General features: G+C 71.5%; 12 protein-coding genes. 8 read left to right on the forward strand and 4 right to left on the reverse strand.

What is annotated here, in order from left to right:
• Nucleotides 1–143 precede the first annotated feature (143 nt).
• The 7 genes from ACIQGV_RS31135 (at nucleotide 144) to ACIQGV_RS31165 (ending at nucleotide 7,885) form a co-directional block, all read left to right on the forward strand.
• On the forward strand, nucleotides 144–2,213 hold the full coding sequence (locus ACIQGV_RS31135; protein WP_402500331.1) for a penicillin acylase family protein: 2,070 nt from the start codon (nucleotides 144–146) through the stop codon (nucleotides 2,211–2,213).
• Nucleotides 2,206–2,799: a GNAT family N-acetyltransferase gene (locus ACIQGV_RS31140; protein ID WP_402500334.1), complete on the forward strand. Its 594-nt coding sequence runs from the start codon at nucleotides 2,206–2,208 to the stop codon at nucleotides 2,797–2,799. Before ACIQGV_RS31135 ends, ACIQGV_RS31140 begins: the two co-directional genes overlap by 8 nt.
• Before the next feature lie 10 nt (nucleotides 2,800–2,809).
• Nucleotides 2,810–3,283, forward strand: a complete 474-nt coding sequence (locus ACIQGV_RS31145) for a cupin domain-containing protein (protein ID WP_402500336.1) — start codon at nucleotides 2,810–2,812, stop codon at nucleotides 3,281–3,283.
• Nucleotides 3,280–4,056: an SDR family NAD(P)-dependent oxidoreductase gene (locus ACIQGV_RS31150; RefSeq protein ID WP_402500338.1), complete on the forward strand. Its 777-nt coding sequence runs from the start codon at nucleotides 3,280–3,282 to the stop codon at nucleotides 4,054–4,056. Before ACIQGV_RS31145 ends, ACIQGV_RS31150 begins: the two co-directional genes overlap by 4 nt.
• 80 nt (nucleotides 4,057–4,136) lie before the next feature.
• The gene (locus tag ACIQGV_RS31155) at nucleotides 4,137–5,993 is read left to right on the forward strand and encodes a copper resistance CopC/CopD family protein (protein ID WP_402500516.1); all 1,857 of its coding nucleotides are present in this window, start codon (nucleotides 4,137–4,139) and stop codon (nucleotides 5,991–5,993) included.
• A gap of 90 nt (nucleotides 5,994–6,083) precedes the next feature.
• Complete coding sequence (locus ACIQGV_RS31160) at nucleotides 6,084–7,262, forward strand: sensor histidine kinase (RefSeq protein ID WP_402500341.1); 1,179 nt, start codon at nucleotides 6,084–6,086, stop codon at nucleotides 7,260–7,262.
• Nucleotides 7,259–7,885 (forward strand): response regulator, encoded by a 627-nt coding sequence (locus tag ACIQGV_RS31165; protein WP_402500344.1) that lies wholly within the window; start codon nucleotides 7,259–7,261, stop codon nucleotides 7,883–7,885. Before ACIQGV_RS31160 ends, ACIQGV_RS31165 begins: the two co-directional genes overlap by 4 nt.
• On the opposite strand, the gene ACIQGV_RS31170 is transcribed toward ACIQGV_RS31165, so the two are convergent.
• Nucleotides 7,813–8,457, reverse strand: a complete 645-nt coding sequence (locus ACIQGV_RS31170; RefSeq protein ID WP_402500347.1) for a hypothetical protein — start codon at nucleotides 8,455–8,457, stop codon at nucleotides 7,813–7,815. The two genes, ACIQGV_RS31165 and ACIQGV_RS31170, sit on opposite strands and share 73 nt — an antisense overlap.
• A gap of 57 nt (nucleotides 8,458–8,514) precedes the next feature.
• On the reverse strand, nucleotides 8,515–9,078 hold the full coding sequence (locus tag ACIQGV_RS31175) for a heme-binding protein (protein ID WP_402500350.1): 564 nt from the start codon (nucleotides 9,076–9,078) through the stop codon (nucleotides 8,515–8,517).
• Nucleotides 9,079–9,754: 676 nt separating this feature from the next.
• On the opposite strand from ACIQGV_RS31175, the gene ACIQGV_RS31180 reads away from it, so the two are divergent.
• Nucleotides 9,755–10,084 carry a hypothetical protein gene (locus ACIQGV_RS31180; RefSeq protein WP_402500353.1) on the forward strand — a complete coding sequence of 110 codons (330 nt, stop codon included), beginning with the start codon at nucleotides 9,755–9,757 and terminating at the stop codon, nucleotides 10,082–10,084.
• Nucleotides 10,085–10,514: 430 nt separating this feature from the next.
• Here ACIQGV_RS31180 and ACIQGV_RS31185 read toward each other — a convergent pair whose 3' ends face one another.
• Both ACIQGV_RS31185 and ACIQGV_RS31190 read right to left on the reverse strand, forming a co-directional pair.
• Nucleotides 10,515–11,021 carry a hypothetical protein gene (locus ACIQGV_RS31185; RefSeq protein WP_402500356.1) on the reverse strand — a complete coding sequence of 169 codons (507 nt, stop codon included), beginning with the start codon at nucleotides 11,019–11,021 and terminating at the stop codon, nucleotides 10,515–10,517.
• A complete protein-coding gene (locus tag ACIQGV_RS31190; protein ID WP_402500359.1) occupies nucleotides 10,999–12,336 on the reverse strand; it encodes a hypothetical protein in 1,338 nt (445 codons plus the stop codon). Before ACIQGV_RS31190 ends, ACIQGV_RS31185 begins: the two co-directional genes overlap by 23 nt.
• Nucleotides 12,337–12,507: the final 171 nt, after the last annotated feature.

The following is a 12,507-nucleotide window of genomic DNA, read 5'->3' on the forward strand; positions in this document are numbered from 1 at the left end:
CCCTCCGTGCGCCTCGGCTCTCCACGCGAGACGCGGATGAATACAAGTGCCCCCACCCTGCCTGCGAAGGCGACCGGCGGGGTCGCGTACGATGCCCCGCACATACTTAGGCAAGGCTTACCTAAAGCATGAAGGGGTCGAGGGTGACCACCGAGATCTACCGAGACACGTGGGGCATCCCGCATCTGCGTGCCGACAGCGCCCTCGCGCTCGCCCGCGCCCAGGGCCTGGTCACCGCCCGCGACCGTGCCTGGCAGGTCGAGGTCGAGCGGCACCGCGCCCAGGGCACCACCGCCGCCTTCCTCGGCCCCGAGGCCGTCGGCTGGGACGTGTTCGCCCGCCGGCTGCGCCTCGCCGACACCGCCCGCCGCTGCTACGCCCACCTGGAGCGCACCGCCCCGGAGAGCGCCCGGTGGGTGCGCGCCTACGCCGACGGCGTCACCGAGGGCCTCGCGCGGACGACCGCGCCCGAGTTCACGCGGACCGGCCTCGCCCCCGGCCGCTGGGAGCCCTGGACGCCGCTGGCGATCTGGCTCACCGCGCACATCCCGTTCGCCGGCTTCCCCTCCAAGATCTGGCGCGACCTGCTCGGCCGCAGCCTCGGCCCGGACGCCGTCGCCCTGTTCGCCACCGACGGACCCGGAACCAGCGGCAGCAACGCCTGGCTGCTCTCCGGGGAACGCACCGTCACCGGACAGGCCCTGCTGGCCGGCGACCCCCACCGCTACATCGAGGACCCCGGCGTCTACCAGCAGATCCGCCTCGCCTGCGACGAGTTCGACGTCGTCGGGCTCGCCGTCCCCGGCGTCCCCGGCATCGCCCACTTCGGCCACACCGGCACCGTCGCCTGGGCCGTCACCCACGCCATGGCCGACTGCCAGGACCTCTACCGCGAGCGGCTGCGCCGCACCGGCGCCGGTGTCGAGGCGCTCGGCCCGGACGGACAGTGGCACCGCGCCGCCACCCACACCGAGACCGTCGAGGTCGCCGGCGAGGAACCGGTGCGGATCGAGATCGTCGAGACCGGACGGGGACCCGTCGTCGCCGGCGGCCCCGAGGGCCTCGACGACGGCACCCCGCTCGCCCTCAGCCTGCGCTACGCCGCCCGCGTCACCGGCGACCTGGGCTTCGCCGCCCTGCTGCCGCTGCTGCGCTCGCGCACGGTGGCCGACGTCGACCACGCCGCCGGCCTGTGGGCCGAACCCGTCAACGTCCTCCAGGCCGCCGACACCCTCGGCGGCACCCTGCACCGGGTCGCCGGCCGGGTCCCGGTGCGCTCCGAGGCCAACCGGGCCGGGATCGTCGACGCCTGGGAGCCCGGCCACGACTGGCGGGGCTGGCACGAGATGCCCCGCGCCGGTCTCACCGACGGCGTCGCCGTCATGGCCAACGCCCGCGGCCTCGCCGGCCCGCTCGGCGTCGAGTTCGCCCCCCGCCACCGCGCCGACCGCATCGCCGCGCTGCTCTCCGAGAAGGACACCTGGGCCCCCGCCGACCTGCCGGCGATCCACATGGACACCCACCTCGCCTCGGCGGCCGCCCTCCTCGACCGGATCGCGGAACTGGAGGAGCCCCTCGGCCCCCGGGCCGCCGGCCTGCGCGAGCGGCTGCTGCGCTGGGACCGCCGGATGGACGCCGGCAGCCGGGACGCCGCCGCCTACGCCGCCGTGCGCACCCGCGTCGTACGGGCCCTCGCCGCCCAGCCCGTGTTCGCGCCGCTCGCCGAGCCGCCCGCCCACTCCGAGGTCCTGCTGCCCTGGCTCGCCCTCCTCCCGCGGGTCGGGTTCGCCCTGGAGAACCTGCTCCGGGCCGACGACCTCCACGGCATCGACCGCCCCGCGATCGTCCGCCGGGCCCTGGAGGACACCGCCGCCGAAGCGTCCGAGGCCGTGTGGGGCGACACCCACCGTCTCGCCCCCTGGCGCGCCCTGCCCGGCACCTCGTACGACGAACCGGGTCTGTCCGGCGACCACGACTGCGTGCTGTGCACCACGGCCGTCCCCGGCGTCACCGACCTCGCCGCCCGGGCCCCCGCCGCCCGGTTCGTGTGGGACCTCGCCGACCGCGAGAACAGCCTCTGGATCGTGCCCTTCGGCGCGAGCGGTGTCCCCGGCTCGCCCCACCACCGCGACCAGCTGCCGCTGTGGCTCGCGGGAGAACTCGCCCCGGTCGTCACCGGCTGGGACCGCCTGGAGAAGGAGACCGATGTCTGACCCGTACACCTCCCGCAGAGCCGTCCACGAGCAGGAGGTCGACGGTTTCGGCACCGTCCGGATCCTGCCGCTCGACGTGGCCGCCGACACCCCGGCCGTCCACGGCTGGGTCCGCGAGGAACGCGCCTCCTTCTGGGGCATGGAGGACCTCACCGAGGACCAGGTCGCCGGCATCTACGGCCACATGGACACGCTCGACACGCACCACGCCTTCCTGCTGGTGCGCGACGGCGAGCCCGTCGGCCTGCTCCAGACCTACGAGCCCGAGGCCGACCGCGTCAGCGAGTGCTACGACGTCCGCCCCGGCGACATCGGCGTCCATCTGCTGCTCGCCCCCGCCGGTCCCGGCGGAGCCCGGCCCGGCTGGACCGGCGCACTGGCCCGGGTCATCACCTCGTACGTCATGGTCACCCTCGACCGGCGGCGGGTCGTCGTCGACCCCGACGTCCGCAACGAGAAGGCCGTCGCCCTCTTCCAGCGGCTGGGCTTCGAGCCCGGACCCGCCGTGGTGCTGCCCGAGGTCGACCTGCCGGACGTGCACCTCCCCGAGAAGAAGGCCCAACTCGCCTTCCTCACCCGGCGGTAGCCTTCCCGGCATGACGCCGCAGGAACTGGTCGACCGCTACGGCCTGGAGCCGATCCCCCGTGAGGGCGGCCGGTTCCGCCGCACCTGGACAGGGCCCGAGCGGTCCGACGGCCGCCCGGAGGGCACGGCGATCGTCGCCCTGCTCACGGCGGAGGACTACTCGGCCCTGCACCGCCTGAAGTCCGACGAGATCTGGCACTTCTACCTCGGCGACCCGCTCACCCTGCTGCTCCTCTCCCCGGACGGCACCACCCGCTCCGCCGTCCTGGGCCCGGATCTCGGCCGCGGCCAGCAGCCCCAGCTGGCCGTACCGGCCGGCACCTGGATGGGCGGCCGGGTCGCCGAGGGCGGCGCCTGGACGTTCTTCGGCTGCACGACGACACCCGGGTTCACCTACGAGGACTACGAGCACGGCGTCGCGGCCGACCTGGCGGCGCGCTACCCCGGCGAGGCGGCCCGGATCATGACACTGTGCCGGCCATGAACACGCGGCGGCACGGACTCCTGCACGGCCGCACCGCCCTGGTCACCGGCGCGGGCGGCGGCATCGGACGCGGCATCGCGCTGCGGTTCGCCGAGGAGGGAGCGGCGGTCGCCCTCCACTGCCGGACGTCGCTGCGGCAGGCCCGGGAGACGGCCGCGCTCGTCCGGGAGTCGGGCGGCCGGGCCGCCGTCCTCACCGCCGAACTCACCGACGAGTCCGCGTGCTCCCGGCTCGTGCGCGAGGCCGCGGAATGGGGCGGCCGCCTCGACGCGCTGGTCAACAACGCCGCCGTACAGCCCGTGCAGGCCCTGCCCGGGATGCCGGCACGGGCCTGGCGCGAGGTCGTCGACACCAACCTCACCGCGGTGTTCGCCTGCACCCAGGAGGCCGCCCGGATCATGCGGGACCAGGACGGGGGCGGCTCGGTGACCCACATCGCCTCGATCGAGGCCCACCGCCCGGCGCCCGGCCACGCCCACTACGGCGCCTCCAAGGCCGCGGTCGTGGCGCACGCCCGCGCGGCCGCCCTGGAGTACGGCGGGTCCGGCATCCGCGTCAACACCGTCTCCCCCGGCCTCGTCGACCGCGAGGGCCTCGCCGACGACTGGCCGGACGGCGTCGCCCGCTGGCGGCAGGCCGCGCCCCTGCGCCGCCTGGGCCGCCCGCAGGACATCGGCGACGCCTGCGTCTTCCTCGCCTCCCCGCTCGCCTCCTGGATCACCGGCCAGGACCTGACCGTCGACGGAGGAGTGTCCGCCCGGCCAGGATGGTGAGCACAACGCAGCCGGGATCCGTATACGCCCGGAAGGGCGAGTCCAGGCGGAGGTACGACGTGCGACGACCGCGGCATGCACTGCTGCTCGGCATCCTGCTGCTCGGCTTCCTGTTCGGCACCGCGGCCCCCGCCTCCGCACACGCCGCCCTGAGCTCCACCACCCCCGGCGACGCCGCCGTCGTCGACACCGCCCCCCGGGAACTGACGCTCACCTTCACCGAGTCCGTCGCCCTGCTGGAGGGGTCGGTCCGCGTGATCGACCCGGACAACCACCGCCTGGAGACCGAGGAACCCCGCCACGACCCCGGCACGGACCGCACCGTCCGCCTCCCGCTCCCCGGCGGCCTGGGCGACGGCACCTACACCGTGGCCTGGCGGGTCGTCTCCGCCGACAGCCACCCCGTCTCCGGCGCCTTCACCTTCTCGGTCGGCGAGCCCACCCCCACCGCCGCCGTCCAGAGCGCCGCACCGCTCGAACACCCCGTCACCACCACCCTGCAGAACACCGCCCGCTACCTCGCCTATCTCGCCGCGGCCCTGCTCCTCGGCACGGCCGTGTTCGCCGCCGCCTGCCGTCCGCGCGACCCGGCCCGGCTGCGCCCGCTGCTGCTCACCGGCTGGTGGACCCTCCTCGGGACCACCCTCGCCCTGCTGCTCCTGCGCGCCCCCTACGAGGCGGGCACCTCCCCGGTGACCGCCCTCGACCCCGACGCCCTCGGCCGCACCCTCACCGGCCGGCCGGGCACGGCCCTGCTCGCCCGGCTGGCCCTGCTCGCGGCGGCGGCCCTGTTCCTGCGCCTCCAGGCACGCCGCGGACGGCGCACCCCCGTGGCGCACGCCACCGGCGCGGCCCTCGCCGTCGGACTGGCACTGACCTGGGCCACCGCCGAGCACGCGTCCGCCGGTATCCAGGTGCCTGCCGCGATCGTCTCCGCCGTGCTGCATCTGCTGGCCATGTCCGTGTGGCTCGGCGGCCTCGCCGCGCTGCTGCGGAGCACCCCCTCGGCCGAGTCGGCCGCCCGGTTCTCCCGGATCGCCTTCGCCTGTGTGACCGTGCTCGTGGTCACCGGCGTCTACCAGTCCTGGCGCGGCCTCGGCTCCCTCGACGCGCTCACCGGCACCTCGTACGGCCGGATCCTGCTGGCCAAGCTGGCCGCCGTCGCCGTGCTGCTCGCCGCGGCGGGCCTCTCCCGGCGCTGGACGGCCCGCCTGACGACCGTGACGACCGTAGGGACGACACAGGAGGCCGCGACGACGGCGGCCGCGGAGACGAAGGCGGCGGAGACGAAGGCGACGGCACGTGTTCCGGAGCGTGTGGCGGAGACGGTCGGCGGGCCCGCGGCGGCCGGCCCCCCGCCCGCACCGGGGACCGGGTCCGCACCGGAGACGGGGTCCGCACCGGAGACCGGCCCCGAGCCCGAGCCCGAGTCCGCCTCCGCTGCCGTGGAACCCGCGGGTCTGCGCCGGTCCGTCCTCGTCGAGGCGGCCGTCGGGGTGCTCGTGCTGGTGATCACCACCGTGCTGACCGCCACCCTCCCCGGCCGCGCCGCCGCCGAGGCGGCGCAGGCGGCCGCGTCCGCCGCGCCCGAGACCGTGACCTCCACCGTGACCGTCCCCTTCGACGTGGGCACCCCGGGCGGACACGGCAAGGTCCAGGTGTCGCTGGACCCCGCGCGGGTCGGCGCCAACTCCGTCCAGGCGGTCGTCTTCGGCCCGGACGGCGGCTTCGCCACCGTCCCCGAGCTGCGGATGAGCTTCACCCTGCCCGACCAGGACGTCGGCCCGATCGACGCCCGGCTGAAGGACCGCGGCGGCTACTGGGGCACCGACTCCCTCACGCTCCCCCTGCCCGGCACCTGGACCATGAAGGTCACCGTCCGGGTCACGGAGATCGACCAGGTGACCGAGACGAGGACCGTCCGCGTTGGACGCTGAGAGGGTCAGCCGAACGGATGACCCCACCGGGCCGGACCAGGGGAACAATGGAGGTGTTTCCCCAGTTCAGCGCAGTCCGGAAGGCGTGTGATGACCGTGGTGGAGGACCGGGACGACACCCGCACCCTCGCCGTCGTCATGCACACGGCCTTCTTCGTGCTGCTGGCCGCCTCCCTGACCCGCTACCTCGTACGGCACGCCGACGAGCCCCGCACCCCCTGGGTCGTCGCCCTGTCGGTGCTGCTCGCCGCGCTCTACCTGCTGGGACCGGCCCTCGGCACCACGCTCACCGCGCGGCGGCTCCTGTGGCTCGGCGCGGTCGTGGCCGCCTGGGCGGTGCTGGTGGTGACGGCGCCCAGCTTCGCCTGGTGCGCGGTCCCGCTGTTCTACACCGGCCTGCGCACCCTGCCGGCCCGCGCCGCCGTGACGCTGGTGGCGCTGCTCACGGCCCTGACCGTCGCGGCCCAGCTGCAACTGGCCGGCTGGGCGGACCCCAACGTGCTGCTCGCGCCGCCCGCCGTCGCCGCCGTGGCCACGGCCGTCTTCGTGGTGATGGAACGGCAGACCGCCCGGCAGCGCGTCCTCATCGACGACCTGGTCCGCACCCGCCGCGAACTGGCCGCGACCGAGCGCCGTGAGGGCACCCTCGCCGAGCGCGAGCGGCTCGCCCGGGAGATCCACGACACCCTCGCCCAGGGCCTGTCCAGCCAGCGCATGCTGCTCCAGGCCGCCGACCGGGTGTGGGAGAGAGCCCCGGACACCGCCCGCGGCCATGTCCGCACCGCCGCCTCCATCGCCGAGAGCAACCTCGCCGAGGCCCGCCGCTTCGTGCACGACCTCACCCCCGCCGACCTCGCCGGTGCAGCGGGGCTGCCCGAGGCGCTGCGGTCGGTCGCCGAGCGGGAGAGCGGGGCGGGGCTGAGGGTGCGCGTCCACACCGAGGGCACGGTCCCCGGCCTGGCCGCCCCCGTGGAGTCCGCGCTGCTGCGGATCGCCCAGGGCGCCCTGGCCAACGTACGGGAGCACGCGCACGCCACTACGGCCACTCTCACCCTGACCTGCCTGGACGACCAGATCGTGCTGGACGTGGCCGACGACGGGAGCGGCTTCGACCCGAGGGCCGTCACCGCCGGGCCGTCCACCGCCCGCGGCCACGGCCTGCCCGCCATCCGCGCCCGGCTGCGCCGGCTCGGCGGCACGCTCACCGTCGAATCCGCCCCAGGCGAGGGCACCGTCCTGTCCGCAGCGATCCCCCTGGAGCCGAAATGACCCGCATCCTCGTCTGCGACGACCACGTCGTGGTCCGCGCGGGCCTGCTCGCCCTGCTCGCCAGCGCCCCGGACATCGAGGTCGTCGGCGAGGCGGGCAGCGGCGAGGAGGCGATCGCGCTGACCCGCAGGCTCGACCCGGACGTGGTGCTCATGGACCTCCAGCTCGGCGAGGGCATCGACGGCGTGGAGACCACCCGCCGTATCGTCGCCGCCCGCACCGGCGACCGGCCCCATGTCCTCGTCCTGACCACCTACGACACCGACGCCGACATCACCCGCGCCATCGAGGCCGGCGCCACCGGCTATCTGCTGAAGGCCGAACGGCCGGAGGAGCTGTTCGCCGCCGTCCACGCCGCCGCCGAGGGCCGCACCGCGCTGTCCGCGCCCGTCGCGGGCCGGGTCATGGCCCGGATGCGCAGCCCCCGGCCCGCCCTCACGCCCCGCGAGCGCGACATCCTCGCCCAGCTCGCCCAGGGCCTGCCCAACCGCGAGATCGCCCGCGCGCTCTTCATCAGCGAGGCCACGGTCAAGACGCACCTGCGCCGCATCTACGACAAGCTCGGCGTCGACACCCGCGCGGGCGCCGTCTCCGTGGCCAAGGAACAGCGCCTGGTGCCCTGAACCGGCGCGGGCCCGTGACGCCGCGGGTCGGAGCACCGCGACACCGAGCGGCCGCCGCCCCGCGGGCAGCCGCCGTGTGCGGCCCGGCGCCAGGTCGACGACCGTGAGCCGTCCCAGAAGCCGTCGCGCGTGAAACCGCCGGTGACGTGGGCGCCACGGCCGTCCCGGGACACGGCGACGTCCTCGTGCGGTCCGTCCGGCGGATGCACCCGCTCGCGCCCGTCAGGCGTACGGACCGCCGGCGAGGGCCCCCGGCCGACGGCCGGATCGACGGAACCGGTGCCCGCCACCGGCAGCGTCCCGCCGGGGGTGACGGCCGCTCCGCGCCGGTGGGTGTCCGCGGTCATGCGCTCGACCGCCGTACGGCCGGTGCGCGGATCCGGCACGACCGGCCGCTCGCCCTCGAACGGCAGCAGCAGCCGCCCGTCCGACGGCCGTACGGCGGCGGAGACGTCCACGCCGAAGGGGCGCCGGCCTACGGGAACCGTCCGCACGACCTCGCGGGCGGCGGTGTCGACGGGCGCTCCTTCCGGTGCCTTTCGGGCGCGTCCCGGCAGTACGGCTCTGGTCATGGCCGTCCTCCGCGCGCGCGGAGCCGGGCCCACCGAGGGGGCGGGCCCGGCCACGGGTCACCTGGCGAGCGAGGCGGCACCGGCCCGGGCGTACTTCTCGTCGAGGCCGCCGGACGGGGCGCCCGCGACACCGATGCCCGCGACCGGGGCGCCCTCGGCGGTGACGGGCACGCCGCCGCCGAGGAAGAGGGTGCCGGGGATGTCCTTCAGGTTCGGCGCCTGCTCCAGGCGCTCGGCCAGCTCGGAGGTGGGGGCGTTCCAGGAGACGGCGGTGAACGCCTTGCGCTCGGCGGACTCGTAGGACTGCGGGCCGGCGCCGTCGCCGCGCAGGATGACGATCGTGTTGCCGTTGCGGTCGACGACGGCGACCGAGACGCGCCGGCCCTCCTTCTCGGCGGCGTCCAGCGCGGCCTGCGCGGCCTCGGTGGCGGCGTCGACCGTCAGGTGCGTGGAGGTGGTGGTGCCGCTCTGCGCGACGGCGACCGGCGCTGCGGCCTTGGGGGCGTCGGCGGCGTTGGCCGCGACCGTGCCGAAGGCGCCCGCGGCGAGGGCCGCGACCACGGCGCCGCCCGCGAGAACGCGGGCGCGGGTGGACAGGTGCTTCTTGCGAGCGTGCTGCATGGCGGGGGAGCCCTTCGTGTGTGCCTCGTGCCTGACACGGCCGTCGGCGGTCCTTCGCTCGGCCTGTCGTCGGCCTCGCCTCGCTTCGATCCTCGGCCCGCCACGGGCTCCGGCCGGTCGGCGGAGAGGCTCGGCACGGGGCACGGAACGGCTGACGGAGGGGTCGTCCGTTCGGCTGAGGAAAGGGCGGTGACCTGCGCGAACGGCCAAGGCCCGAAGTCTCGCCGCCGGCTGTCGCCCCTGCGCCCGGCAGTGCTTCGTCGGCGCGGTGATCCGGTCCTGGTCCGCCTGACCGTCCAGCCCGGCGAGGGGACCGTCAGGACACAGCTCGCAGAGGCCGCCCCGCCACCGGCGCTCCCGGACGCGACGGCCGCACAACGTCGAAGGGCCCCGCTGCAAGCAGCGGGGCCCTTCGACAAAGTGCCCGGTGAGGCACTGGCGGAGGATACGAGATTCGAACTCGTGAGGGGTTGCCCCCAACACGCTTTCCAACTGTGGTGGCGCCCCGCGGGGCCGCGTACAGGGCCGTTCACCTGCGTTCATGGGCGGCTGGTCGCCGGAGCGGCTACGGGCTTCGGTCCCGTATGAACGCCCGCGAACGGCGCTGAATGAGACGGAAACTGAGACGGACGGCGGGACCCGGCTCGCTAGCATCTGCGCTGTTGAAGGGGGAGTCATGGCACTGGTCCGCAAGGGATCACGACGGATCGTTGTCGAAGGCACGGCCTACCGCTGGCGGCTGCGAGGCAGACCGACGTACTTCCAGGGCCTGGCCTGGTCGCCGTGCACGTTCGCGGTCGAGCATGCGGACACCCTCGGCAAGACGCTCGTGGTCACCACCGACCAGCCGCATCCGAGCAACTGGATCGGTCACGAGGCTGAGCCGGTATTGCCGTCCCGCGTTGCCGCGGCTGTGCGAGTTGCCCTGCGTCAGGGTTGGACTCCGACGGTGCCGGGCTCCGCGTTCCATCTCGACCAGTCCGCCGGCTTCACAGCTTCGCTTTGACGCGGGGAGCACCGCCTTAGGAGAGCGGCTGGTGGATCACACCGCTGAGCTGGGGCTTCGATACCTGGCCCAGCTGCCGAGAACCCGACCGCGGGACACCTCCGTTGACCGTGGCTGACCCCTGCATCTGGCACGGCAGTGGCACGAACCTCAGCCGACGACAGCCAGCCACGACGGCGGGTGCGCCGACCGACCACGCACGCGTGTGCCTCGCGGCACCCCCCACCGGCCTCAGCCACGCTGGTAATGGCGTCGACCAGAGCAAGTACCGACGGCCAGCCCGTCGGGACGGAGCCTGAGCTCTCGGCTTGAGAAACCGCGATCATTTGCGGCGAATGCGGCCGGGGTTGCGCTCACGACCGTTCCTCACCAGATCTGTGCCGTTTATTCCAGGACATTGTCGGCAATTTGACGCCACTTCACGCGATGTTCATGACGTGTGCTGCTGCGCAGTGGGCCCCGCCCCGGGCCAATTCGTGCCATGTTCAGGCAGGCTTCTGGAATGCTCCAATACTGCACCAACAACAGCACTATGCCAAGCTGATTCGCTGCGATTCTTTTCGTCCTCCAGCCCTTGCAATAGCAGCGTTACGCACGACTGTATGGCAAGGTCAGCCGAGTAGTGGCTAATGTTGCAGAATTCTACAACCTTGCTATCAGTCTCATCGTTCCAAAAGAGAGTGCGTCGCGCTAGTTCGAGGTCGCTATCGGAATAGTGTATATTTTCATATTCATGCTGGCTTTTAAGGGCACTCCCCCATGCCCCCTCCTCGATGCACGCCAAAACGCAAGATTCCACGAAGCGACTAAAGCTAACGTCGAACTCCTTGGCTGCGGCCGCCACCCATTTCATGTATTGCTTGTCCCAGGTGACCACTCGCCTCACGTTGACGGAAGCTTCCCACTCAACTATTTCAAGTTTGCCCTGCCGGTTCATTCACGCCTCCCATTGTCATGCGGTCCCGTGTAGCATACGGATAAAGAATGCGATCGGACAGCAATCCAAGACTGGTCAGGTTAAAGAATCCAGGACCCTGCTCACTAGCCACCATCGGCAGATGGAGACGTGGCTTAAACGTCTCAACGGACAGGTCAGGCCCAATTTTCCCCCTGAGCCTCCTACTGTCCCCGCCGTCCATCCGCACGTCTAGCCGCTGCAGGATTTCTTGATCCACCAAGCTGAGCCACCAGCAGTCATCGAACCCTGTGGCCACGATTACTCGATCATAATGCTCACTTTGAGCTCGATCTCTGAGATACACAAAGACCCCTAGATCGCTATCCTCGTCGGCAACCTCCAACCCCGACACTGTGCCACCCACCGTCTCGACATTCTCCACAACGTTCAAAATCCTCTTTGCTTCAGAGTCGAAAACTCCATTCGTTGTGTGTTCGAGAAATTTTTTCTTACTTTCAGGACCAAATGCTTGCCATGCCTTAGGGTCAGAATAGTGGCGGTTCTCGTCGAAGCTTTCACCTCGAGAATAAATGACGCCGTCTGGCGTTATTATCTCGATGCGGAAATGCTTCCCAATCTGAGTGAGCGCTACGGCGATTGAGGAAGCGGCGCCGCCTGCGCCCACCACGGCTATCCGGGCCCCATCTCTGAGGGAATCGAAGCCAGCAAGGTGGTGCCAGAAGTTTTTAGCGTCAATGATAGCCGGGCTGCGGTCTACAGAAAAGTCATATCCATCGAGCAGGACTTCCCCAGGTCCCGTTATCACTAGGCCTTCCCCGAGCTCGACAACTTCCCCGTCTTCACGTGTGTCAACTTCCACTTTCCATTTGCCGTCAGATATTGATATGCTTTTCACTGTGCCGTGAAGTACGTCTGCTTCCGATTTTTTTGCAACCCAGCCTAGATAGGCGGCCCACCGCCAAAGTGCTGGCGGAGCTAGTCCACGGTCCACCCAAAGTGAAAACTCTGCAGTATCCGCCCCTCTTTTGTCTACAAGAAATGCTTGCCAGCTGTAGGACAGCATTTCGGAATCGATGTCCCTGTTCCTGTCGCCCCAATCCGTAGAGTGATACGGAAATCCCACATCCTTGAGTGGAGATGTCGCTAGCGACTGCTCGCCGTTAGTGTAAATAGACTGCTTTCCAGACCAATTTGCCCCAATTGTTCCGCGCTCGATAAGTCGCACCTTCAGGCTGGCGACTCTCAGCTTAGACAACACTTTCGCCTTCGCGGCAATTGCCACTCCTTTTGGGCCGGCCCCTATCACCAATACGCGAGGTTCGTCAGATTCCATGAGTATCTCCAGAATGACTTAAACGTGTCGCGCGTGGCCATAGGTGGCGCCGACAGGTTTTCGAGGGGGCCCTGAAATGCTGCCACCCCGAGTAGTTGCTAAGTTATAGTGGGGTCATTCCGGCTTATCGGTGTTCGCTGCAAGTGCATGATATTAGGAACAGCCCACTCT

It is taken from the genome of Streptomyces sp. NPDC093094 (assembly GCF_044754345.1).
In the GTDB taxonomy this organism is placed as follows: Bacteria; Actinomycetota; Actinomycetes; order Streptomycetales; family Streptomycetaceae; genus Streptomyces.

Excerpts from the sequence above, each read along its gene's own strand:
- ACIQGV_RS31140 (WP_402500334.1), top strand. The coding sequence starts at position 2,206 with ATGTCTGACCCGTACACCTCCCGCAGAGCCGTCCACGAGCAGGAGGTC.
- ACIQGV_RS31145 (WP_402500336.1), top strand. The coding sequence starts at position 2,810 with ATGACGCCGCAGGAACTGGTCGACCGCTACGGCCTGGAGCCGATCCCC.
- ACIQGV_RS31150 (WP_402500338.1), top strand. The coding sequence starts at position 3,280 with ATGAACACGCGGCGGCACGGACTCCTGCACGGCCGCACCGCCCTGGTC.
- ACIQGV_RS31160 (WP_402500341.1), top strand. The coding sequence starts at position 6,084 with ATGACCGTGGTGGAGGACCGGGACGACACCCGCACCCTCGCCGTCGTC.
- ACIQGV_RS31165 (WP_402500344.1), top strand. The coding sequence starts at position 7,259 with ATGACCCGCATCCTCGTCTGCGACGACCACGTCGTGGTCCGCGCGGGC.
- ACIQGV_RS31170 (WP_402500347.1), bottom strand. The coding sequence starts at position 8,457 with ATGACCAGAGCCGTACTGCCGGGACGCGCCCGAAAGGCACCGGAAGGA.
- ACIQGV_RS31175 (WP_402500350.1), bottom strand. The coding sequence starts at position 9,078 with ATGCAGCACGCTCGCAAGAAGCACCTGTCCACCCGCGCCCGCGTTCTC.
- ACIQGV_RS31180 (WP_402500353.1), top strand. The coding sequence starts at position 9,755 with ATGGCACTGGTCCGCAAGGGATCACGACGGATCGTTGTCGAAGGCACG.
- ACIQGV_RS31185 (WP_402500356.1), bottom strand. The coding sequence starts at position 11,021 with ATGAACCGGCAGGGCAAACTTGAAATAGTTGAGTGGGAAGCTTCCGTC.
- ACIQGV_RS31190 (WP_402500359.1), bottom strand. The coding sequence starts at position 12,336 with ATGGAATCTGACGAACCTCGCGTATTGGTGATAGGGGCCGGCCCAAAA.